This is a genomic window from Micromonospora sp. CNZ309 (assembly GCF_002846525.1).
The window spans coordinates 856114-879025 of sequence record NZ_PJNG01000001.1 but is presented as its reverse complement, the minus strand read 5'-3'; the positions used below and the strand labels follow the sequence as shown (position 1 = coordinate 879025).

Sequence of the window (22912 nt, the reverse complement as noted above, 5' to 3'; positions counted from 1 at the left end):
CCGACGGAGAAGAGGTCCCCGTGAACGACCTGCCGCTGCGGCTGCGCGTGCACCACACCGAGTGCGTCCCCGCCGACGGGGCGGTGCTCGACGTCGTCGCCACCGTCCGGGGCGAGGAACCGGCCCACCCGGACGTCCGGCACGACGACCTGGCCGAGGTGATCCTGCTCGACTCGTCGGGCTCGATGGGGGCGCCGCAGGCCAAGATGCGCGCCGCCCGGCAGGCCACGGTGGCGGCCGTCGACGCCCTGCCCGACGGGGTGGCGTTCGCGGTGGTTTCCGGCACCGCGCACGCCACCATGGTCTACCCGGGCGACCGGCGGCTGGCGGTCGCCGACGAGGGCACCCGCGCCGCCGCCCGCCGGGCGCTGCGGCACGTCACCCCGCACGGCGGCACGGCCATCGGCACGTGGCTTCTGCTGGCCCGCCAGCTGCTGGCGACGCGACCGGACGCGATCGGGCACGTCATCCTGCTCACCGACGGGCGCAACGAGTCCCAGCGCCCCGCCGACCTGCGGGCGGCGGTGGACGACTGCGTGGGCCGGTTCACCGTCGACTGCCGCGCCATCGGCTCCGCCGACGGCGTACACGACTGGGACGCGGCGGAGCTGCTGGGCATCGCGGAGGCGCTCGGCGCCAACCCCGTCGTGCCGGTGGAGGACCTCACCGGGCTCGCCGACGACTTCCGGGCGGTGCTGGGCCGGGCGATGTCCCGGCGGGTCCCCGACGTGCGGCTGCGCGTACGCACCACCGGGCTGGCCCGGGTCCGCTTCGTCAAGCAGGTGCACCCGGCGCTCGCCGACCTGAGCGGGCGCGGCGAGCCGGCCGGCGAGCTGTCCACCGACTACCCCGTCGGCGCGTGGAGCCCGCACGACCAGCGTGACTACCACGTCGCGCTGGAGGTCGACGCGATGGCGCCCGGGGCGCGTCGGCGCGTCGGCTGGTTGAGCGTGCACGCCGGTGCCGACGCCGCGCCCGTCGAGGTGCCGCTCACCGTGGAGTGGACCGAGGACGCCCTGCGGTACTCGGAGATCAACGAGAGCGTGGCGTACTACACCCGCCAGCAGGACTACGCGGCGGCGGTCCAGCGGGGGCTGTCGGCCGCCCGGGCGGGTCGGGTGCCGGAGGCCGAGGAGCACCTCGGGCGCGCGGTGGCGCTCGCCCACGCCACGGGCCGCGACGACGACGTCGCCCTGCTCGCCCGCGTCGTGGACGTCCTGGACGCCGCCGGAGGCCGGGTCCGGCTCAAGCCCGACGTCGACGTCCGCCTCACGCAGTCCTCCCTGGTCGTGGCCCACCGGACGTCACGGTGGGGGCCGCAGGAGCCGCCGGCGCAGCGGGCCGCGCCGACCGGCCCGCCCGCCCCGTGGCGGCACTGCGACGAGGAGCAGACCGGCGCGTACTGCGAGGGGTGCGGCGCGCACCACCTGTCGGCCGACCGGCCCGGCGCCGGCCGGTCCTGACCGCCGATGGACCTGGACGTCTCCGACAAGGTCGCCAGCGTCGTCAGCGGCACCGTGGCGCTCGCCACCGCGCTCGCCACCGCGGGCGTCGCCCTGCACCGTCACGCCCGGGGCCGGCACGGCTGGTGGGCCTCGCTGCGCCCGGTCTGGCGCGGCGAGGCGGACGCCGGCATCGTCCACCCGCACCGCTTCGGGGGCTACGTCAAGCCGTTGTCCGAGGTGTACGTGCCGCGCCGGGCGGTGCCGCGGCTCGCGCCGTCCGGCGACGGCGTGGACGTCGCGGACCTGCTCACCGGCGACGGCGACGTGCTGCTGATCGGGGAGCCGGGCAGTGGCAAGACGGCGCTCGTACGCTACGAGAGCGCCCGTTCGGCGCGGCGGTGGCTGGCCGGGCGCGGCCGGCGGCGGCGCTGTCCGCCCGGGCCGGTGCTGGTGAGCCTGCCGGCGTCCGCCCTGGTGCACCAGCCGCTACCCGCCGCGCTCGCCGAGGCGTACCCCCGGGAGGGCGCGCCGCTCGACGTCGAGCGGCCCCCCGTCCCCGGCCGGCGGTGGCTGGTCTGCGTCGACGCGTTGGACGCCGTCGCCGACCCGGACGAGCGGGCCGTCGTCCTCAACCGCCTCGCGGAGCTGGCCCGCTCCCCCGGCCCGGCCGGTGCGCCGCGGCCCTGGCGGCTCCTGGTGACCACGCGGCACCTGGCCGAGGACGAGCTGGCCGTGCTGGGCGACGGCTACCCGGCGTACCATCTGGCGCACTTCACCGACGCCGACGTGGCGTTGCTGGCGGCCCGCTGGTTCCCCGACGGCGGCACCGCCCGCAGGTTCCTGGACTGGACGCACGCGCAGCGCATCACCGACCCGGTGCGCAATCCGCTCACCGCCACCGTCGCGGTGCTGGTCTGGGAGGGCGGGCAGGCGGAGGCGGCCACGCAGCCCGGCCCGGCCGCCCTGCTCGACGAGTTCGTGCGTGCCCTGCTGCGCGGTGGCCGGGACAGCCTCGACGCCGCCCGCGAGGCGCTGCGCCGCCATCCGGCCGGGGGCGAGGCGGTCGCCGCCTGGCTGGACACCCGGCACACGGATCTGGTCGAGGTGGCGGCCACCGCCGCCGTCGCCGGAGGCGACCCGGTGTCGGCGGTCGTCGACTGGTCGGCGGCGCACGCCCCGGCTCCCCCCGCGACGGTGCTGCCCGACTGGCCCGCGCGGGTACGCCAGATCCTGCTCGCCACCGACCTCTTCCGGGCCGACCGGCACACCCTGACCTCGGTCTGGCCCAGCCTGGTGGAGTACCTGGCGGCCGGGCCGCTCGCCCGCGACTGGCGGCCGGACGAGTGGGTGACGCTGATGAACACGGGCTCAACGCGGTTCGTGGCGTTGCAGGCGATCAGCCGGGCGGCCGTCGCCCCGGCGTTCCTGCGCGCCCGGTTGACGCGACCCGACGGGGCGATCGCCGCGGGGCACCTGCTCGCCGGCCGGGGCACCGCCGGGGCCGGCACGCCGTCGTTCCGGGCGGACGTGCTGGCGGCGCTGCTCGCCCACTGGTCCGCCGGCCCGGACGGTCCCGCCGGCCGCGACGGCGCGCGGGAGTGCTTCTCGTTGTTGACGACGCTGGCGGCGGAGCGGGCCGACCGGGACCTGCTGCACGGGATCGCCACGGACCCGCGCCGGCCGGGGGACGTCCGCCGGGCCGCGGCGCTCTTCTTCGCCGTACGCACCCGCAACGCCCACCGGGCGCGGGCACGGGGATGACGCCGGCGACGGCGACAGCGAGCAGGGCCCGCGCTCGGTGCGCGGGCCCTGTCACGGTCTCGGCCCACCGCGGCGGGCGTGGAAGCTTCGCCTACGCCGCCCGCTGCGGACCCACGACGGCCCAGCACAGGCCGGCGGGATCGCGAAGCGTCACCTGGCGCGACGGGTCCGCCGGCGTCTCGACGCGGGCACCGGCGGCCACCGCCCGCCGCAGCACCGACTCGGGGTCCGTCCGCTCGATGGTCAGCACGTCGTCGCGGCTCTCGACCGCCGACGCCGTGCCCGCCTCGTACCACTCGCTGACGGTCAGCCGGTGGCCGCCGACGGCCAGCTCCGCGTGCAGGACACGCCCGTCGAGCAGACACTCCCGTTGGATCGCGACGGCGTCGAAGACGTCCGTGTAGAAGGCGATGGCTTCGTTCGTGTCGCTGACCGTCAGGTGTGGCCCCGGCCGGTGGTCCTGTGCCCTCATGAGACTGCTGCGCCCTTCCCTACTCGGCGATCCGGGTCCGGCCGGTCCAGCGGAAGACCACCGGAAGGTCGAGCGCCCCCGGGGCGGCGCCCCGCTCGAAGTGCTCGTACCCGCCGTAGTGCAGGACCTTGATCTTCTCCTCCGCCCTGGCCACGCGGCGGCTGCGCAGGTCCGCCGGCAGGTCGACGGGGCCGCCCTCCAGGACGACGTCGATGACGCCGGCGGCGTCCCGGGTGACCGGATCAGCTTGCGAAACGTCCTTCATGGCACGACCTCCGTCGCATTCCGCACACCTTGGACGGGCCGCCGCGTGGTGCGGCGGCGTCCACACAGGTCTGACGACACCCGTTGCCGGGTGAACGGACGCTTCACGGTCGAACGTCCTTGTCCGGTGACCGGCCGCCCGTTCTGCTCCGAACGTAATCCAGATCACATTCGCCCGACACCCTTAGGTCACCCCTAGGAACGGCCCTGGGCAGCGACGATGCCCCCGTAGCGACCACGACGGTGTGGGGGATCACTCCCAGCGGAAGAACCGGGTGGCCGCTACGGAGCCGACCACGGCCGTCACCGCCAGGGCGATCAGCTGCGGCAGCTCCGGGTTCGCGCCCGCCCACGCCGCGCCGAGGGTGTCCACCGTGGCGCCCAGCGGCGAGTAGTCGGCGATGGCGGCCAGGGTGGCCGGCATCCGGTCGCGCGGCAGCCAGGCGCCGGCCAGGAAGAGCAGCGGGAAGAACAGCGCCGGGCCGATGGACTGCGCCGCCCTGGCCGACGGCGCGAGCGCCGCGATCAGCAGGCCGACGGCGAAGAGGCACGCCACCCCGAGCAGGAAGGCCAGCACGAACCCGGGCAGGTTGGCCGGTGCCGGCTGGTCCAGCAGGAACCGTACGGCGATCGCGGTGACCACCGCGCCGAGGACGCCCATCACCAGGTTGACCACCACCTGGGCCACCAGCAGGAGGCTGGGCTGCACCGGGGTGGTCGCCAGGCGGCGCAGCACCCGGCGCTCCCGGTAGATGCCGAGCGCCATCGGCAGGGTGAAGAGCGCGAGCATGCCGATGGTGAGGGCCAACGCGAGCGACGGCAGGAAGGTCTGCTCGGCGTGCTGCCCGGTGTCGGCGGCCGTACCGGCGCGCTGCGGCAGCCCGAAGACGAGCATCAGGCCGATCGGCAGGGCGAAGACGAAGAACAACGACACCGGTTCCCGCAGGAACAGCTTCGTCTCGACGGCGATCAGCTTGGACAGGGCGCTCACGACGACCTCCCGTCGGTCGGGGACTGCGCGGCGGTCCGGCCCGAGCGGCCGGTGAGGGAGACGAACGCGTCGTCGAGGGTGGGTTGCTCGACCCGCAGCGCGTCGTAGCCGATCCCGCGCCCGTTGAGCACGGACATGACCGCTTGGAGCACGTCCTTGGTGCCGGTCACCGTCACCTCGTCGCGGTAGCGCGACACCCCCGTCACGTCGGGCGACGCGAGCAGCAGGGCGTCCTCGACGGGCTCGGCGGGACGGAAGTGCACCCGGTGCTCGGAGCCGACCCGGGTGAGCAGGCCGGCGGGGCTGTCGATGGCCACCACCCGCCCCTTGTCGATGATCGCGAGCCGGTCGCAGAGGCGTTGCGCCTCCTCCATGAAGTGGGTGACCAGCACGACGGTGACGCCCCGGTCGCGGATCCGCTCGACCAGGTCCCAGGTGTCCCGGCGGCCCTGCGGGTCCAGGCCGGTGGTCAGCTCGTCGAGGATGGCGACTTCCGGCCGGCCGACCAGCGCCAGGGCCACCGACAGGCGCTGCTTCTGCCCGCCCGAGAGCTTCTGGAAGTACGTGTTGCGCTGCTCGGCCAGGCCGAGGTCCGTCAGCAGCTCGTCGATGTCGGCCCGGTTGCGGTAGAAGGACCGGTACAGGTCCAGCGCCTCCCACACCCGCACCTTGTCGGGCAGCTGGCTCTCCTGGAGCTGGGCGCCGACGCGCTGCCGCACCTCGGTGCGGTCGCGGATCGGGTCGAGCCCGAGCACCCGGATGGTGCCGCCGTCGGCGCGGCGCAGGCCCTGCACGCACTCGACCGTGGTCGTCTTGCCGGCCCCGTTCGGGCCGAGCACGCCGAAGATCTCGCCCTGTTCCACCGTGAAGGAGACGTCGTCGACCGCGATCTTCTCGCCGTACCGTTTCTGCAGATGATCGACTTCGATGACCGGCATGGGGCGTGGTCCTCCTTCACGTGCGGGTTGCCGTCGAGAAGGGCGGGACCCCTCGGCTGATCGCGGCGTCGGCTTGCGGGAACGGGCCGGTGCCGGGCGGCGCCAGGCCGACCGACGCCCGACATCATCCGGCCAACCGATGCGCCAATCAACTGATCAGTTGACAAATCGGGGGTGTCCGACCGGGAACCGGCACGGGACAGGGGTACCGGCCGCGCACTCGCCCCGGAGGCAGGGGTGCCGACCGGTCACCGCAGGTGTCCGGTCGGCGCGGCCCCGTCACCGCCGAGCCGACGCGATCGTCCCGACCCGGTCGGCGCGGGCCGTCACCGCCGGGCCGGGCAGATCGGCAGCAGCTCGTCGAGCCGGGTCAGCACGACGTCCGGGCCGGCGGCGCGCAGGGTCTCCTCGTCGGACTCGCCCCACAGCGCGGCGACCGCCACCACGCCGGCCGCCCGCGCACTGGCCAGGTCGCTGGGCGCGTCGCCGACCATCAGCGCCTCACCCGGCCGGGCCCCGAGCAGGCGCAGCGCCCGCCACACGATGTCGGGCGCGGGCTTCGGCCGGGGCACCTCGTCCGAGCCCACCACGTGGTCGACGAGCGGCAGCAGGTCGAGCCGGCCGAGCAGGTCCCGGGCGCGGACTCCGCTGCGGCCCGTGGCCACGGCCAGCCCGATCCCCCGCCGGCGCAGCGTGCCGAGCAGCTCCGGCACCCCGTCGACCGGGGTGACGCGGTGCGCGAGTCGGTTGCTCTCCCGCACGAACGGCCCGGCCAGCGCCGCCGGCAGGCCCATCAGCTCCAGCACCTCCGGCAGGTACCGGCCGGGGTGGCGGCAGTACTCCTCGACCGGGGCCACGCCGTCGCCGACCACCTCGGCGTACGCGAGGGCGAACGCCTCCCGGGCCACGGCGAGGCTGTCGACCAGCACCCCGTCGAGGTCGAGCACCACGGCCCGGACACCGCCGGGTGCCGCCGCCCACGGTGTCGCGTCCACGGTCACCGGTGCCACCTCCCGTCCGACGCCGCCCGTAGGGGTGGCAGGCCCCGGGGAGCCCCGACTACGGTCAGGACGTCGTCCCGGGCCCGCCGGCGCGGCGTACGCGCCCGGATCCGCCGGCGTCGCACCGACCCTACCGGCGTCCGGGGCGTCCGTTCGTCCGGTGCCGGCGCGCCAGGCCGGGCCCGGTCGGGTCCGAGCCGCTGGAGAGGGATCGCACCATGCCGCTGCTGAGCTGGCTGACGAAGGGCACCGACGAACGCCCGGACGCCGTCCGGGTCGACGACCACGCGGTGTCCTGGGTGGAGCTGCGCCGCCTGGCCGCCGCGGTGGCCGACGAGCTGCACGGCGTCGACCGGGTCGCCATCGAGGCCACCGCGACCCTGGAGACCGTGGTCGGAGTGGTCGGCGCGCTCACCGCCGGAGCGGCGGTCGTACCGGTCCCGCCGGACGCCGGTCCGATGGAGCGCGACCACATCCTGCGCGACTCGGGGTCGACGGCGCTGCTGGTCCCGGCCGGCGCGGCGCGCGGCGCCGAGGCCGCGGGCCGCGCGGTCGTGCCCGTCGACCTGACCCGCCGGTCGGACACCGTCCACCCGGAACCGGACCCGGCCCGCACCGCGGTGATCCTCTACACCAGCGGCACCACCGGCGCCCCGAAGGGCGCCGTGATCTCCCGCCGCGCGGTCGCCGCCTGCCTGGACGGGCTGGCCGACGCCTGGGCGTGGACGCCGGACGACCTGCTGGTGCACGGCCTGCCGCTGTTCCACGTGCACGGGCTGGTGCTCGGCGTGCTCGGGCCGCTGCGGCTGGGCAGCGGGCTGCACCACGTGGGCCGCCCCCGTCCCGAGCGGTACGCCGCCGCCACCGGCTCGATGTACTTCGGCGTGCCGACCGTCTGGTCCCGCATCGCCGCCGACCCGGACGCGGCACGGGCGCTGCGCCCGGCGCGGCTGCTCGTCTCGGGCAGCGCGGCGCTGCCGGCCGCCGTCTTCGCGGACCTCGCCGCCCTCACCGGCCACCGGGTCGTCGAGCGGTACGGGATGACCGAGACCCTGATCACGGTGAGCGCCCGGGCGGACGGCCCGCGCCGGCCGGGCACCGTCGGGCTGCCGCTGCCGGGGGTGCGTACGCGGCTCGTCGACGACGACGGCGCCGTCCTGCCCGCCGACGGGGCGGCGATGGGCGAACTCCAGGTCGCCGGCCCCACCCTGTTCGACGGCTACCTCAACCGCCCGGACGCCGACGCGGCCAGCCGCACCCCGGACGGCTGGTTCCGCACCGGCGACGTCGCCACCGTCGACCCGGACGGCTGGCACCGGATCGTCGGCCGGGCGTCCACCGACCTGATCAAGAGCGGCGGCTACCGGATCGGCGCCGGCGAGGTGGAGGACGCCCTCCTGGCGCACCCCGGTGTCCGCGAGGCCGCCGTGGTGGGCGTCCCGCACCCCGATCTCGGCCAGCAGGTCACCGCGTACGTGGTGGGCGACGGGGTGGACGGCGCCGAGCTGATCGACTTCGTCGCCCGGCACCTGTCGGCGCACAAGCGGCCACGCGAGGTACGCCTGGTCGACGCGCTGCCCCGCAACGCCCTCGGCAAGGTGCAGAAGAGCAGGCTGACGGCGGACTAGGGGCGCGCGGCCGGGATGCTGATCGCGGTGGCGAGCAGTCCCCGCTCGACGAGGAACCTGCCGGCGAAGGCCGTCACCGGGGTCCCGCCGAGCACGGGGCCGGGCACCAGCAGCCGGGCCTCGAACGTGCCGGCCGGATCGATCACGATGTCCGCCTCGGAGAAGTCCAGCCACCGGCCGGTGAGCGGGAACCACGCCTTGTACACCGCCTCCTTCGCGCTGAACAGCAGGCGGTCCCAGCAGACGGTGGGGCGGGCCGCCGACAGCGCGGCGGTGCGCGTCCGCTCCACCGGCAGGGCGATCGCGTCGAGCACCCCCTCGGGCAGCGGCGCGTGCGGCTCGGCGTCCACGCCGAGGGTGGCGAACGCCGTCGTGCGGCCGAGGACCGCCGCCCGGTAGCCGTCGCAGTGCGTCATGCTGCCCACCACCCCGCCCGGCCAGACCGGGGCGCCCCGGGCGCCGGAGACGATCGGCACCGGGTCGAGCCCCAGCTCACCGAGGGCCAGCCGGGCGCAGTGCCGCACGGTGGTGAACTCCCGGCGGCGCTTCTCCACCGACCGGGCCACCAGCGCCTCCTCCTCGGGGAACAGGGTCAGGCCGGTGGGATCCGTGAAGGCTTCGGCCACCGCCACGGCGGGAGGCAGGATCTGCTCGATCACGTCCGCCGATGCTAGGCGGTGCGGCGACCCGCGCCGCCCCGGCGTCGGCGGTACGGTGCACCATAGGGGTCGGGTACGGGTGCCGGCCCGCGCAGGTGGCTGCCAGTCTGGGGCGGCCCCGGTCCCACGGGCGGGGCACGCGGATTTTGGGTCGGATGGATGCGGGAAAGCGATGCTCACTGGCAAGGTGGTGCGGTTCGACGAGGTGCGGGGCTACGGGTTCATCGCCCCGGACGACGGCAGCGACGACGTGTTCGTGCACGCGAACATGCTGGACGGCGACAAGTGGGCGTTGACGCCCGGCGTCCCGGTGGAGTATGAGGCGGTGGGGACCGACCGCGGCCCCAAGGCCGTGCTGGTGCGGGTGGTCGGCGCGGAGCGGAACGGGACGGCCGGCGCGGTGGCGCCCTCCCGGGCCGGCGTGGCGGTCACCGGCGCGCGCGGCAGGGACAGCGGACACGCCGCCGGCGGGGCCGAGGACGACGAGGGCCTCTGCGACGTGCTCTCCGAGCGGGCCTTCTACGCCGAGACCACCGAGGCGCTGGTGACGTCCGTGTCGGATCTGACCGGGGCGCAGATCGTGGCGGTACGCGCCCGCATGCTGGACCTCGCCCGGCGGCACGGCTGGGTGGAGGGCTGACCGCGGCGGCCGACGGGGTGGATGCCCGCCTGCCGCGCTCAGCTCAGCCGGCGGCGATCAGCAGGGACTTCCTGATCCGGCCGTGCGCGCTGCGCGGCAGCTCGTCGACGAAGTGCACCCGCCGGGGTCGTTGACAGGCCGAGAGGTACCGGCCGACGTGGTCGATGAGCACCTGCGCGGTCAGCCCCTCCGCGACGACGTACGCGGTGACCTGCTCGCCGAGCGCGTGGTGCGGCGTGCCGACGACGGCCGCCTCCCGGACCCCGGGATGGCTCAGCAGCGCCTCCTCGATCTGCCCGGCGTGCATCCGCCGGCCCCGGCTGTGCACCACGTCGAGCCCGCACCGCCCGATGATCCGGTACGAGCCGTCGGCGGCCACGCTGGCCAGGTCGCCGGTGGCGTGCCAGCGCCCGGCCGGAAAGCCCTGGCCGGCACCGACGTAGCCGCTGAACAGCGTCGGGCCGCAGACGCTCAGCTCGCCGACCGACTCGCCGTCGGCCGGCACCGGCCGGGCATCGCGGTCCAGCACCCGGGTCTGCACGCCGGGCAGGGGGGTGCCGACGGCACCGGCGGCGGTGCGGTCGTCGGCCCGCCCGGTCAGGGCGATGAGCGTCTCCGTGGTGCCGTACGCCTGCACCGGTGAGTGCGAGGTCAGCAGCCGGAGGCGCTCGGCCACGGCGGCGGGCAGGGGGGCGTCGGCGGAGATCAGGACGCGCGCCGCGGCCAGCGACCGGGCCCACCGGCTGTTCAGCGCGATCCTCGCCCACTGTTCGGGCATCGCCAGGTACATGGTGCCGACCGGTCCCGCGGCGGCGTGGCGGTCGAGGTGGACGAAGCGGCTGCCGACCCGCAGCGCGCCGAGCAGGCCGACGACCAGCCCGTACGCCCGGAACAGCGGCGCGCCCTGGACCACCACGTCGTCCTCGCACCACCGCCACGCCTGGGTCAGCAGGTCGAGGTCGGCGGCGATGGCGCGGCGCGAGATGCGTACGCCGCGCGGCGGCCCGCTGGCGCCGCCGGTGTAGAGGATGACCGCGTCGGCGCCGGGCGACGGCTCGGGGTGCCGCGTCGACGAGCGCTGGCGCAGGTCGACCGGGACCGTGGGCAGCCGGTGGGTGTCGGGCAGGTCCCGGCCGAGGAACAGCGTCGCCCCGGACTGCCGGAGGATGCGGCGCCGCTCGCGCTCGTCGGCGTCGGGCGGCAGCGGCACGAGCGGGACGCCCGCGTGGAGGGCGCCGAGCATGCCGACCACCGTCTCCAGGGTCGGCGTGCCGTCGACCGCGACGGCGCCCGCGCCCCGGATCCGGTCGGCGACGGCGTTGACGCAGCCGAGCAGGGCCTCGCTGGAGAGCGTACGGTCGGCCACCCGCACCGCGTCGGCCCGATCCGCGCCGAATCCCCGCAGCGCCGGCAGCAGTGTCATCTCCGCTATCCCCTGCGGAGGGCGTCAACGAGTCGCGGCAGCGGCTGGGACATCACGACGGCCACAGAGCCCTTCAGGTCATGGGACCGGCACGGCCCCATATCCGGCTATCCCGATGTTGGAAACGGGTGCCCCGAAATTAGGCCGGGCAATCGTCCGGCACAACCCCTAGCCACCGCGCCCCGGTCCCCTGCCGGGGCCGACAGCCCAGGTAGGACAGGATTTCGCCCCGACTCCGGGGACGGCCGGAGCGGCCGCCCTTTCCGGCCCTCGCCACTATGGACGGACAACGGTGTCGCAGCATCTGCGGACATTCAGCCACCGAATTGGTTGCGACCTCGTCTAGCGATATTTCGAGGATGTCAATGCATTGACGCAGGTCACTCTTACTCAAGCATTTCCCATCGGCCAGCCCGCACTGCAGCCGTCCACCCGGGACCTCGGGCCGCATAATTCTTTTTTAACAACATAATCGTTGAATTTCCCAAACGTCCGAATCGGCGATCGCCCCCGCGACTCGCGGCACGCCCGATCCGCCACCCCACCCCCCGGCAGTCCGCGGTCGCACTTCGCGGCACCCGATGCTTTACTCCGCAACGATTTCGGGAATCCTCGCCAATTTCCGGCCGCCAGGCCCCGGCGGGAGCATCCCGGCGGCGGGCCGGGCCGGCGGAGCCGACACGCCGCCGCATCCGCCCGGACGCGCGACGCACCCGCCCCGGGCCAGGTGGGCACCCCGGGTGCCGGCCGCGCTGACCCTGAGTTGAGCAGCGCCTACGCGCTGGCCTCGACAGTTGCGTCCCAGGGACCGGGACCGGGCTCGCAGACCTCATCGACGCTGCGCGATTCGGATGTCGAGGGACGGACGGCTCGGGGCCGCGCCGGGACGGCGGGCGACGCCGCAAACCGGAGACACCTAGCACGCGAAACCGCGTCCGCCAATCGCCGGGCGGGCCAGAAAGGCGCAACCAATGGGGTCACGAGAGCGCTCTGTCACGTTGCGACGCCGCCCGGCGACTTTCCGTTGTCAACCGACGTCGAGGGCACGCTCAGGCCGGCGGCGGCCCGCAACCGATGTTTGCTCATCCTTTACAAACCTCGGCTTGCCGCCCAATTGCCGAACTGCCATACTCCCACCATCACGGTGGTCGATAGGGGAGACCGACCCGGAGAGGCTGGGGAATTATCGCCGGGACCGACAAGGGCGCGACTCGAAGTCCTCGGCCGGTCAAGTCGGTCGATGTTCACCAGCCATATTCGATGGTCGTCTATATTTGCTAATAATGGAATGGGTCAAGAATTGCCGGTCTCCGATTTCGTCGAGCTCCCGGGCCGCGCAGCTCGGGCGGCCCGTTCGGTGACCGCGGACCGCGCGCTCCCTCGGAGGCCACGTCGATGGAGCTGACCGAGCGGTCGTGCCAGCTGAGCCTGCTGGAGGGCCGGCTCGCGGACCTGTTCCGGGGTGGGAGCACGTCGACGAACCGGACGGTGGTCGTGCTGACCGGTCCGGTCGGCGTCGGTAAGACCACGCTGTTGCAGACCTTCGCCCGGCGGGCCTGTGACTCCGGAGCACGCGTCCTCGGCGCGAGTGCGTCCCGCGCCGAACGCACCGTGCCGCTGGAAGTCGTCCGACAGCTCGTCCGGGCGGCGCCGTTGAGCGGAGCCGGCACCCCGGACACCCTGGCCCGGCTGGAGCGGCTGCTGGACGAGGGTGCCCTCGCCTGGGCGGACGCCGACGACACCGACGACGAGGGCACGGCCCTGACCACCGCCGCGATCGGTGGCGCCCTGCTCGAGATGACCACGCGGGAACCGCTGGTCATCGCCGTCGACGACGTCCACCACGCCGACGTGCCGTCGCTGCGCTGCCTCGACTACCTGGCCCGGAGGATCTCCGGCCTGCCCGTGCTGATCGTCCTGACCGAGACCCCGCGCACCAGGCCGTGGCGGCCGGAAGTGCACGCCGAACTGCTGCAACCCGCGAGGCTGCACCGCATCCGGCTGCCGCTGCTCAGCCCCGACGGCACGTTCCATCTGCTCGCCCAGCGGCTCGGTGTCCCGGTCGCCCGGACCATCGCCGCGGAGAGCCACCGGATCAGCGGGGGCAATCCCCTGCTGCTCCAGGCGCTCGCCGAGGACCAGGCCGTGGCACCCGGCCCCGCCGACCACCCCGCCGTCGGGGAGTCGTTCCGGGAGGCGGTGCTGAGCTGCCTGTACCGCTGCGACCACCTGGTGCTCAACGCCGCCCGGGTGCTCGCCGTGACCGGCGAGCCGCTGCACGGCAACCTGCTGCCGCAACTCGTCGACGCCCGGTCGCGGGCCGCGCTGGGCGCGATCGACGACTCGACCAGTGCGGGGCTGATCACCGAGCAGGGGTTGCGCCACCCGGCGGTGAGCCAGGCGGTGATCGACGGAACGACCGCCGAGGAACGCGCACGGCTGCACCTGGAGGCGGCCTGCCTGCTGCACGACGACGGCGCGGCGCCGGCCCGGGTCGCGCCGCACCTGGTCGGGATCGACGAGTTGGCCGAGCCCTGGATGGCGCAGACCCTGCTGGACGCCGGCGAGCAGGCGCTGCTCGACGGCGAGGTGGAGATCGCCCTGCGGTACCTGCGCCGTGCGCACCGGGGCTGCGCCGGCGAGTGCCTGCGGGCCCGGATCCGTTCCGCGCTGGCCCGCGCCGAGTGGCGGCTCGACCCGCAGGCCGCGCTCCCCCACCTCATCGGCGTCGTCAGCGCCATCCGCGCCGGGCACCTCGGCAGCCAGCAGGCCGCCGGCCCCATCCAGTACCTCCTCTGGCACGGTGAGATCGAGGAGGCCGCCGCGCTGGTCAACCATCTCAGCGAGCGGGCGGACAGCGCCGACCCGCGGTCCGCCGCCGAACTGCTCATCATCACGGGTTGGATGTCGACCCTCTACCCCGGCGTGATGGTCGACCGTCCCGCCCCCACCATGGCCGTACGGGACCCCCTGACGTTGGCCAAGGTCAAGCGCGGGGTCGAGGGGGCCACCCTGTTGTCGGCCGTCCTCGACCGTGGCGACGTCGGCGCGGTCGAGCAGGCCGAGCGGACGCTGTCGACCACCGGGCTCGACGACGAACGCAACATGTGGACCGCCGTCTGCGCCCTCATCGCCATCATCTACGCGGATCGCCTCGACCTGGCCGACGACTGGTGCGACCGGCTGGGCCGCGATCCCGCCGCCCCGCGCTACCCCACCCCGTCGGCCATGCTCACGGCCCTGCGGGCGACCGTCGCCGGACGCCTCGGCGACCTCTCGCGAGCCGAGAAGCTGGCCGACGAGGCGCTGGGGCAGCTCTCGCCCAAGGGCTGGGGCGTGGTGATCGGGATACCGCTGGCGGTGCGGATCCGGGCCCTCACCTTCATGGACCAGCTCGACGCGGCGGCGGCCTGCCTCCAGACGCCGGTCCCGCCGGCGATGTTCGAGACGCCGATCGGCCTGCACTATCTTCAGGCCCGCGGAATGCACGCCCTCGCCGCGGGCAGCCCGGAGGCCGCACTGGCCGACTTCCAGCTGTGCGGACAGCTGATGAACCGCTGGCGGCTGGACTTCTCCGGCCTCATCCCCTGGCGTACCGAGTCGGCCCGGGCGTTGCTGCGGATGGGCCGCCGTCAACAGGCCGGCCGGCTGGTCCGCGACGAGTTGGCCCGGCTGCGACCCGTCCACGTCCGGTACCGGGCCGCCGCCCTGCGGGTCCTGGCCGCCACCGAGGACGGGCCGGACCGGATCCCGCACCTGCGCAGCGCCGTGCGGCTGTTGCGCCAGTGCGGCGACCGGATGGAGCTGGCGCACAACCTGGCCGACCTCGGCCACGCCTACCAGCAGGCCGGCGACCGGCGGCAGGCCCGCGTGGCGTCGCGCTCGGCCCGGGAGCTCGCCGAGGAGTGCGGCATCCCGATGCTGCGGTTCGGCATCTCCGCCAGGAGCGGCGCGGCCGAGGGCCGCCGCGACACGACGGTCGTGGTGCACGGGCTGACCGACGCGGAGTCCAAGGTGGCGGCCCTGGTCGCCCAGGGTCACACCAACCGCGAGATCGCCGAGAAGCTCTTCCTGACGGTCAGCGCGATCGAGCAGCGGCTGACCCGCATCTATCGGAAGCTGGACGTCAACTCGCGCAGCGAGCTGGCCAGCCGGCTGCGGTTGAGCCGGCCCGGCGCGACGCTGCTGGATCCGCCGCCGCGCGACTCGCTCGACCCGTACCGCCGGCCTCCCGGCCCTCGGCTGCGCTGAGGCACTCGGCCCCGGCCGTCGGCCCCGACGCCGCGACCCTCACCGTCGACCCGACACCGGGGCCTTGGCCGTCGGCCCGACGCCGCGGCGCTCATCGTCCGCCGTCGGCCCGACGCTGCAACGGTCACCGTCGCCGTCAGCCGCCGCTGACCCTCCACACGGGACGGCACGGTCGTCGCCGGCCGTTCACTACGGACCGGGTCCGGGTTCACCTGCCGTCAACCTCTGCCCCCATCGGCGCGTACGCCCTCCTGCCGGCGCCTGACGCCCGGCCGGGAGACGCCGGACGGCCTTCTCCGCCGATCGTCGCCGCGTGTCCGCTTCCCACCACTGTCCGTGCCAGCGGGGGTGCGTGCGGAAGCCCGGTATGACACCATCAGCCTGCACACCCGACACCAGCCCCTCACGGAGCGTCCACCTCCCCCGTCGGGCCGGCGCCGACACCCCTCAGTGCGATTCGCGCAACCCCTATATGCGTTCGGAAGCCGCAGGTTTGTGCGCGAAACGGTGGGGTCCCGCGCCCGTTGTCGCACACCCGCGCCGGTGCCAGACTCGCCTGAACACGCGGACCGTACGGCGAAAACCCCGGTCCGGCGAAAGATTTCCAGGTCCACCCGGCGCGGCGGCCCGGTGCGCTCCACCCCTACCCGGCACACGCGGGTGGAGGGGGCGGCTGTCCGGCAAGGGGGAGGCGGCTTCGACAGCACCGGGGTTCCCGGTCCGTCGCCGCGTACGAGAAGGGCTGACACGCTGGTGTTGGTGCAGCAAGAGGAACAGACGACCCGTCTCCGGCGCGCGTTCCGGGCCTGTGAGGACCAGCAGCGCGGCCACGTCGCGCTGGTGACCGGCGCCGTGGGAAGCGGCAAGACGAGCCTGCTGGAGTCGTTCAGCGAGTGGGCGGCGGGCGCCGGCGGGCAGGTGATGAGCGCCGCGGGCTCCCGGGCGGAGCGCGGGCTGCACCTGGGGGTCGTCGGGCAACTGTTCCACAGTGCACGGCTCGCGCCGCAGGAGGCGGCCCGGGTCGAGAAGCTGATCCGGGACGCCACCTTCGCCGTACCGCTGCCCGAGCCCGGCGGCGAGGCGGCCGACGGCGACCGGGCCTGGGCGCCCCTGCTGCACGGGCTCTTCGCCACCCTGCTCGACCTGACCGGCGCCGGTCCCCTGGTCCTCGTCGTCGACGACGTGCACCACGCGGATCCGGCCTCGCTGCACTGCCTTCTCTACGTGGCCCGCCGGCTGCGCCACGCCCGGATCATGCTCGTGCTCGCCGAGGCGTCGACGCTGCGTCCGCCGCACCCGCTGTTCCGGGCCGAACTGCTCAGCCAGCCGCACTTCTCCCGGATCGGCCTGCCGCCGCTGACCGTGGAGGCGGTCGCCCGGCTGGCCGGCGGCGACGCCGACGACGCCGACGCCCGCAGGACGGCGGAACGGTGCGTACGGATGACCGGCGGCAACCCGCTGCTCACCCGGGCGCTGCTCGAGGAGCGGGTCGGCGGCGGGCTGAGCGACGACTACGGCCAAACCGTCGGTGACGCGTTCGACCAGGCCGTGCTCGGTTGTCTCTACCGGCACGAGCCGGGCGTACGCCGGGTGGCCCAGGCGCTGGCGGTGCTCAACCGGCCCGCACCGGTCGACCTGCTCGGTCACCTCCTCGACGTGGTGCCCGAGTCCACGGTGCCGGCGGTGCGGGTGTTGCGTACCTCGGGGTTGATGGAGTCCGACGAGCTGCGCCACCCGCGCATCCTGCGCTCGATCCTGGGCGACATGTCGGCCGACGAACGGCGCAGCCTGCACCAGCGGGCCGCCGAGGTGCTGCACGAGCACGGCGCGGAGCCGAGCGTGGTGGCCGAGCACCTGGTGGCCGCCGGCACGGCGGGTGCCCCCTGGATGGTGCCCGTGCTCCAGGACGCCGCCGGGCACGCGTTGGCGTCGGGCCGGCCCGACGTGGCCGCCGCCTGCCTGCGGCTGGTCTCCCGGGCGCCCGTGGACGAGCAGCAGCGGACCGCCACCACCGAGATGCTGGTCAGCGCGCGTTGGCAGATCAACCCGTTGACGGTGAACGGGCAGCTGACCGAGCTGGTGGAGACGGCGCGGGCCGCCGGCTGGTCCACCGACGCGGGCCTGTCCGCCGTGCCCTACCTGCTCTGGCAGGGCCGGGTGGACGAGGCCACCGAGGCGGTCACCGCCTTCCCGTCCGACGAGGAGAACGGCTCCCTGCCCGGTCGCCTGCGGATGATGCAGCTGCTGGTCTCGCTCTCCCACCCGGACCACCTGGCCGGCGTACGGGAGACCCCGAGCACCTGGAGCCGGGCGGCGAGCGCGCCGACCGCGATCAGCCCGCTGCTCCAGGCGGTGACGGTGCTCGGCACCGCGCTGACGCCGGCCGCGGACAACGACACCGTGGCGACCGCCGAGCAGCTCCTCCAGCGCCACCACACGGACGACGGGGCGCTGGGCATGCTGGCCGCTCCCCTGCTCGCACTGCTCTGGACGGGTCGCTCCGACCGGGCCGCGGTCTGGGGGGACGTGCTGCTCGGCCGGCCGGTGGCCCAGCACGCGCCGGGGTGGCGGGCCGTCATCCGGGCGATCCGGGCGGAGGCGGCGCTGCGCGTCGGCGACCTGCCCGGCGCCGAGCACCACGCCCGCGCGGCCCTGGAGGACATGCCCGCCCCCGCCTGGGGGGTGGCGGTCGCCGGCCCGCTGGCCACGCTGGTCGCCTGCGCGACCGAGTCGGGCCGGTTCTCCGAGGCCGACCGGTGGCTCGCCCACCCGGTCCCGCCCGGCATGTTCCGCACCCCGCTGGGCCTGCACTACCTGGCCGCCCGCGCCCGGCACCACCTCGCCGTACGGCGACCGCACGCCGCCACCACCGACCTGCGGCGCTGCGGCGAGCTCATGCGCGCCTGGGGCATCGACGCGGCCGGGCTGGTGCCGTGGCGGCTGGAGCTGGCCCGGGTGCAGCTCAGCGTCGGCAACAAGACGCAGGCCACGCAGCTGCTCCAGGAGCAGTTGCGGGTGCCGCACGGGGTCGACGACCGGACCCGGGGCCGCACGCTGCGCCTGCTCGCCACCACCGCCGCCCAGGACCACCGGCGCAAGCTGCTCTCCGAGGCGGTCAACCTGCTCCAGTCCAGCGGCGACCGGCTGGAACTCGTCCGGGCCCTCGGCGACACCGGCCAGACGTTGCAACGCGCCGGGGACTCGGCCCGCGCCCGCCTGCTCGTGCGGCGGGCCTACCAGCTCGCCCAGGACTGCGGGGCGTCGGTGCTGGCCCAGCGGCTGATCCGCCGGGAGCCGGGCAGCGGGCTGCCGGCGTACCCGGCCGCCGCCGAGTTGCAGGAGCCGGACGACGGGCTGAGCGACGCCGAACGCCGGGTCGCCGCGCTGGCCGCGCAGGGGCACACCAACCGGCAGATCTCCAGCAAGCTCTTCATCACGGTGAGCACGGTCGAGCAGCACCTGACCCGGGTCTACCGCAAGCTGGACGTGAAGCGCCGCACCGACCTGCCGTCCCGGCTCGTCGCGTACGCGGAGGCGTTGGCCGACGAGACCCAGGGCGCCGCGTCCTGACGGGCCTCGAAGGGGGCGCGGTGGCAGTGGACCACCGCGCCCCCTTCGGCGTACGGCAGCCAGGAACTCAGCCGACTGCCAGCCCTGCGGGCGGGCGGGCGGCCGCGGCGTCGCGGTGCCGCAGCACGAGGTCGGCGGCGGCGGTGACCCCGCCGGCCTGGCGCATCCGCCGGCTCCACAGCCGCGCCCGCGCCCGGAACGTCTCCTCGCCCAGCAGTCGTCCGAGCTTGGCCAGGACGTCCTCGACGTTCGGCGAATCGGCGCGCTCGACGGCGAGCGCCACCCCGCTGTCGACCGCCCGCACCGCGCCGTCGGGGCAGTCCAGCCAGAACGGCATCACCAGCTGCGGTACGGCGAAGTGGACGGCCTCGTGGATGGCGTTGGCGGCGCCGTGGTTGAAGAAGACCCGCACGTGCGGGTGGGCCAGCACCCGCAGCTGCGACGGCAGCCACGCCTCCACCCGCAGGTTGGCCGGCAGCCGTCGCTCCGGCGGGAGGAGGTGCCGTTGGCGTGCGGGCACCTTCCACAGCACGGCGTGTCCGGGCCCGAGCCGCTCGGCGACCTCGACGATCGCGTCCACCTGCCCCTGCGACAGTCGCATGATGGTGCCGAACCCGACGTAGACCACCGAGGGGTGCTCGTCGAGCCATCCCATCAGCTCGTCGTCGTCGGCCGGCGGCAGCTCGCGGGGCACCACGGGGCCGAGCATCCGCAGCTTCTCCGGGGCGGTGGCGAACGGGTACTCGAAGCCGAACACCGTGTACGCCATGAGGGCCTCGGCGGCCTCGACGTAGCCCGCCGGGCGCATCTCCGGGTTGGGGATGCCGGCCGCCCTCCGGCTGGCCACGGCGGCGAGGCTGCGGCGTAGCCGCTGCGGCTCCATCAGCGCCCGCACCAGCCGGTTACGGAAGCCGGTGTTGGCCGCCTGCTGCCGGGGCGTCATCTGCTGCGGCAGTCCCGAGAACGGAGCGGGGTAGCGCGGCGGCAACTGCTCCTGGAGGAAGTTGGACGGCGGCAGCGAGATGCTGACCACGTAGGGCAGCCGCCGCGTCTGTGCGGCGTCCATGGCCCAGCTGGCGAGGCTGTCGACCACGGCCAGCGCCGGGCCGACCTCGTCGATGACGTCCAGGCAGCGCCGGTAGAGCTGCTGCACGTGGTCGTAGTCGGTGCTGACGTCGAGGTAGCGGGCGAAGCTGGTCGCACGGTCGCCGGTGGTCAGCGCCCGGTACGTGGCGTCGTCCCAGGTGTCCGGTGACGACTGTGGCCGGGCCGGGCCGAGCGAGACGAAGGTGACCTCACCCGGCCCGCGCAGCCCCTCGACGTCCGCCCGGCGATCCTCGGTCGACGCGAACCAGACGTTCCCGACTCCCCGGGCCTTCAACTCGCCCACGATGGTGAGCAACGGGTTGAACATCCCCGCGCTGTTGTAGGCGACGACCAGCACCGCTCGGTCGCGGTCGTTTCCGGTCATGTGCACCGTCCGCCACTCCTTCCCGCCTGTGCGGCGACCTGCGCCGTCCGACCCTGGAGTACGCCGCACCGGCGGGCTGTTCGTGGAGCCGTCCAGTCAGCGGCAGGGCCGGTCATCGATCTTTATCGATTCGGCAACGTTCGGCGGGTCCCCTGACACAGGGCCGGTCACTCCGGGACAGTCGGGCCCAGGAACTACCGCCGTCTATTTAGCCTGCCACGATTGGCGCGACGACGCTCGCGGAGAATGGGGTTTTCTGCCGATTATTTCGGGCGAACCGGCTCTGCCTGAGCCTGCTCAGGTCTGTGGCGCGCGTTCCCCGATCGGCGTCGACGTCACGCCCGAAACCACGACGCCGATGGCCCGGGCCGCGTGAGCGGCCCGGGCCATCGGCGTTCGGTTGGTACGACGGACGGGTGGATGTCTGCGTCGGTCCTGGTCGGTCAGTCCATGGCGCGGCGCATGAAGCCACGCATGCCGATCGCCGAGAACACCACGAAGACCCCGGTGAGGACGCACATGCACAGCCAGAGCGGCAGCGACTCGACCCCGGGCGGGCCGACGAGCGACCGGGTGGCCTCGCTGATGTAGGTGAGCGGGTTGAGCGAGCAGATCACCTGGTACCAGCGCAGCGAGTCCAGGCCGAGCAGCGGGAACTGGGTCGCGCCGGTGAACATGATCGGGGTCATCACCACGGTGAACATGATCTGGATGTGCTGCGTCGGCACCAGCGTGCCGAAGGCGAGGCCGACCGCCGCACCGACCAGCGCGCCGATCGCCAACACCCCGACCACCTTCAGCACGACCGCCCAGGGCCAGGTGACACCGAGCATGAGCATGCCGACCGGGATCAGCACCACGCCGGCGATCAGGCCGCGGATGCCGCCGAAGACGATCTTCTCCAGGGCCACCAGCGGAATCGCCATGGGCGACAGGAGGCGGTCCTCGATCTCCCGGGTGAAGGAGAAGTCCATCATCATCGGCAGCGCGGTGTTCTCCAGCCCGATCAGGAAGGCGTTCAGCGCGATGACGCCGGGCAGCAGCACGTTGGAGAAGTCGTCGCTGGCGTAGCCCAGGTCGCTGAGCACCTTGCCGAAGATCAGCAGCATGAACAACGGCTGGATGAAGACCTGGAGCAGGAAGCCGACCAGCTCCCGGCCGGTGACGAACAGGTCCCGCGAGAGCACCGCGCGGAACGTGGCGAACTGGTCCAGCGCGCTCACCGGCGGCGGCGCCGCGGCCGACGAGGGCGCGGACGGGGGGGCGGGGGCGGCGACGCTCACCGAAGTTCCCTTCCGGTCAGGTGGATGAAGACATCTTCCAGGCTGGGCTGGCCGATGTTGAGGTCACGAACCTCGCAGCCCAGGTCGGCGAGGATCTTCATCGCCATCGGGATGGCGTTGGCCGGCTGACCGCTGGTGTAGACCCGGAAGGAGAGCGGGGCGTCCGGATCGACGGGCGCGTCGGGGGCCGGCGCGGGCATCGGCATCGCCGGCATGCCGGGGAACGCCGGCGCGGCGACGGGCGCCGGGGCGGTCATCTTGAAGTGTTCCACCTGCTCCACGTCCGGGATCGCGTCGAGCGCGGCCCGCACCTCCTCGGCGGGGGCGCCGGGGGTCACCACGAGGGTCAGGGTGCTGCTGCCCGGCAGCGTACGGGTCAGCGCGGACGGGGTGTCCATGGTGAGCAGCTTGCCGTGGTCGACGATGCCGACGCGGTCGCAGAGCTTCTCCGCCTCGTCCATGTCGTGCGTGGTGACCACCACGGTCACCCCGGCCCGCTTCAGCTCGGCGATCCGGTCGTGCACGAAGAGCCGGGACTGCGGGTCGAGGCCCGCGGACGGCTCGTCGAGGAAGAGCACCCGGGGCGAGTGCATCAGCGCGCGGGCGATCATCGTGCGCTGGGCGAGGCCACCGGACAGGAAGTCGGTACGGTGGTTCGCGAAGTCCTTGAGCCCCATCTGGTCCAGCAGCTCGTCCGCCCGCCGGATGCGCTGCGCCCGGGGCACGCGGTGGTACGCCGCGTGGAACAGCAGGTTCTGCCGGACGGTCAGCGCCCGGTCCAGGTTCACCCGCTGCGGTACGACCGCCAGCAACTGCCGAGCGACGGCGGGCGCGCCGATCACGTCGGCGCCGCACACCCGGGCCCGGCCCGAGGTGGCCCGCACCCGTGTCGTCAGCACCCCGATCGTCGTCGTCTTGCCGGCGCCGTTCGGCCCGAGCAGGCCGAAGACCTCACCGGCGCCGACGGAGAAACTCAGTCCGTCCACCGCCGGTGGCATGTTGGGCTGGTACCGCTTGACCAGCTCCGTGACCACCACTGCCTCGTCCACGTCGTCATGCTCCGTCCTGAAACATCGGTCCGATAGATGTGCGTGCGCCGATAGGGGGCGCTAGGG

The 22912-nt window shown here is 74.3% G+C and carries 16 protein-coding genes; 6 read left to right on the top strand and 10 right to left on the bottom strand.

All coding sequences use genetic code 11. The features are described from left to right. Positions 1 to 20 precede the first annotated feature (20 nt). Together CLT72_RS03225 and CLT72_RS03220 are read left to right on the top strand one after the other, a co-directional pair. Positions 21 to 1463, top strand: coding sequence for a VWA domain-containing protein (locus CLT72_RS03225; protein ID WP_144082168.1), 1443 nt, complete (start codon positions 21 to 23; stop codon positions 1461 to 1463). A 6-nt stretch (positions 1464 to 1469) separates the two neighbouring features. Further along, positions 1470 to 3206: a hypothetical protein gene (locus tag CLT72_RS03220; RefSeq protein WP_101409441.1), complete on the top strand. Its 1737-nt coding sequence runs from the start codon at positions 1470 to 1472 to the stop codon at positions 3204 to 3206. A gap of 91 nt (positions 3207 to 3297) precedes the next feature. On the opposite strand, the gene CLT72_RS03215 is transcribed toward CLT72_RS03220, so the two are convergent. From CLT72_RS03215 to CLT72_RS03195, 5 genes are all read right to left on the bottom strand, one after another. Then, positions 3298 to 3678: a VOC family protein gene (locus tag CLT72_RS03215; protein ID WP_101409440.1), complete on the bottom strand. Its 381-nt coding sequence runs from the start codon at positions 3676 to 3678 to the stop codon at positions 3298 to 3300. Positions 3679 to 3697: 19 nt separating this feature from the next. Continuing rightward, positions 3698 to 3943 (bottom strand): DUF5988 family protein, encoded by a 246-nt coding sequence (locus CLT72_RS03210; protein ID WP_101409439.1) that lies wholly within the window; start codon positions 3941 to 3943, stop codon positions 3698 to 3700. Positions 3944 to 4195: 252 nt separating this feature from the next. After that, complete coding sequence (locus CLT72_RS03205; RefSeq protein WP_101409438.1) at positions 4196 to 4933, bottom strand: ABC transporter permease; 738 nt, start codon at positions 4931 to 4933, stop codon at positions 4196 to 4198. Beyond that, positions 4930 to 5871 carry an ABC transporter ATP-binding protein gene (locus CLT72_RS03200; RefSeq protein WP_101409437.1) on the bottom strand — a complete coding sequence of 314 codons (942 nt, stop codon included), beginning with the start codon at positions 5869 to 5871 and terminating at the stop codon, positions 4930 to 4932. Before CLT72_RS03200 ends, CLT72_RS03205 begins: the two co-directional genes overlap by 4 nt. Before the next feature lie 326 nt (positions 5872 to 6197). Next, entirely contained in the window at positions 6198 to 6872 is a 675-nt protein-coding gene (locus tag CLT72_RS03195; protein ID WP_199184457.1) for an HAD-IA family hydrolase, read from the bottom strand. A 218-nt stretch (positions 6873 to 7090) separates the two neighbouring features. Here CLT72_RS03195 and CLT72_RS03190 point away from each other — a divergent pair, with 218 nt between their 5' ends. Then, entirely contained in the window at positions 7091 to 8500 is a 1410-nt protein-coding gene (locus CLT72_RS03190) for an acyl-CoA synthetase (RefSeq protein ID WP_101409436.1), read from the top strand. On the opposite strand, the gene CLT72_RS03185 is transcribed toward CLT72_RS03190, so the two are convergent. Then, positions 8497 to 9159, bottom strand: a complete 663-nt coding sequence (locus tag CLT72_RS03185) for a 4'-phosphopantetheinyl transferase superfamily protein (protein WP_101409435.1) — start codon at positions 9157 to 9159, stop codon at positions 8497 to 8499. The two genes, CLT72_RS03190 and CLT72_RS03185, sit on opposite strands and share 4 nt — an antisense overlap. A gap of 172 nt (positions 9160 to 9331) precedes the next feature. Between CLT72_RS03185 and CLT72_RS03180 the strand changes: the two genes are divergently transcribed. Then, positions 9332 to 9799, top strand: a complete 468-nt coding sequence (locus tag CLT72_RS03180; protein WP_101409434.1) for a cold-shock protein — start codon at positions 9332 to 9334, stop codon at positions 9797 to 9799. Between the two features lie 43 nt (positions 9800 to 9842). Here the strand turns inward: CLT72_RS03180 and CLT72_RS03175 are convergent, their stop codons facing one another. Then, positions 9843 to 11222 (bottom strand): AMP-binding protein, encoded by a 1380-nt coding sequence (locus CLT72_RS03175; RefSeq protein ID WP_101409433.1) that lies wholly within the window; start codon positions 11220 to 11222, stop codon positions 9843 to 9845. 1395 nt (positions 11223 to 12617) lie between these two features. Between CLT72_RS03175 and CLT72_RS03170 the strand changes: the two genes are divergently transcribed. Continuing rightward, the gene (locus CLT72_RS03170; protein ID WP_101409432.1) at positions 12618 to 15473 is read left to right on the top strand and encodes an AAA family ATPase; all 2856 of its coding nucleotides are present in this window, start codon (positions 12618 to 12620) and stop codon (positions 15471 to 15473) included. 759 nt (positions 15474 to 16232) lie between these two features. Then, positions 16233 to 19043: a helix-turn-helix transcriptional regulator gene (locus CLT72_RS03165; RefSeq protein ID WP_486484174.1), complete on the top strand. Its 2811-nt coding sequence runs from the start codon at positions 16233 to 16235 to the stop codon at positions 19041 to 19043. A gap of 67 nt (positions 19044 to 19110) precedes the next feature. Here the strand turns inward: CLT72_RS03165 and CLT72_RS03160 are convergent, their stop codons facing one another. From CLT72_RS03160 to CLT72_RS03150, 3 genes are all read right to left on the bottom strand, one after another. Continuing rightward, on the bottom strand, positions 19111 to 20514 hold the full coding sequence (locus tag CLT72_RS03160; RefSeq protein ID WP_101409430.1) for a glycosyltransferase: 1404 nt from the start codon (positions 20512 to 20514) through the stop codon (positions 19111 to 19113). A gap of 443 nt (positions 20515 to 20957) precedes the next feature. Then, positions 20958 to 21797, bottom strand: coding sequence for an ABC transporter permease (locus tag CLT72_RS03155; RefSeq protein ID WP_089000778.1), 840 nt, complete (start codon positions 21795 to 21797; stop codon positions 20958 to 20960). Further along, positions 21794 to 22846, bottom strand: a complete 1053-nt coding sequence (locus CLT72_RS03150) for an ABC transporter ATP-binding protein (RefSeq protein ID WP_089000779.1) — start codon at positions 22844 to 22846, stop codon at positions 21794 to 21796. Before CLT72_RS03150 ends, CLT72_RS03155 begins: the two co-directional genes overlap by 4 nt. Positions 22847 to 22912 lie beyond the last annotated feature (66 nt).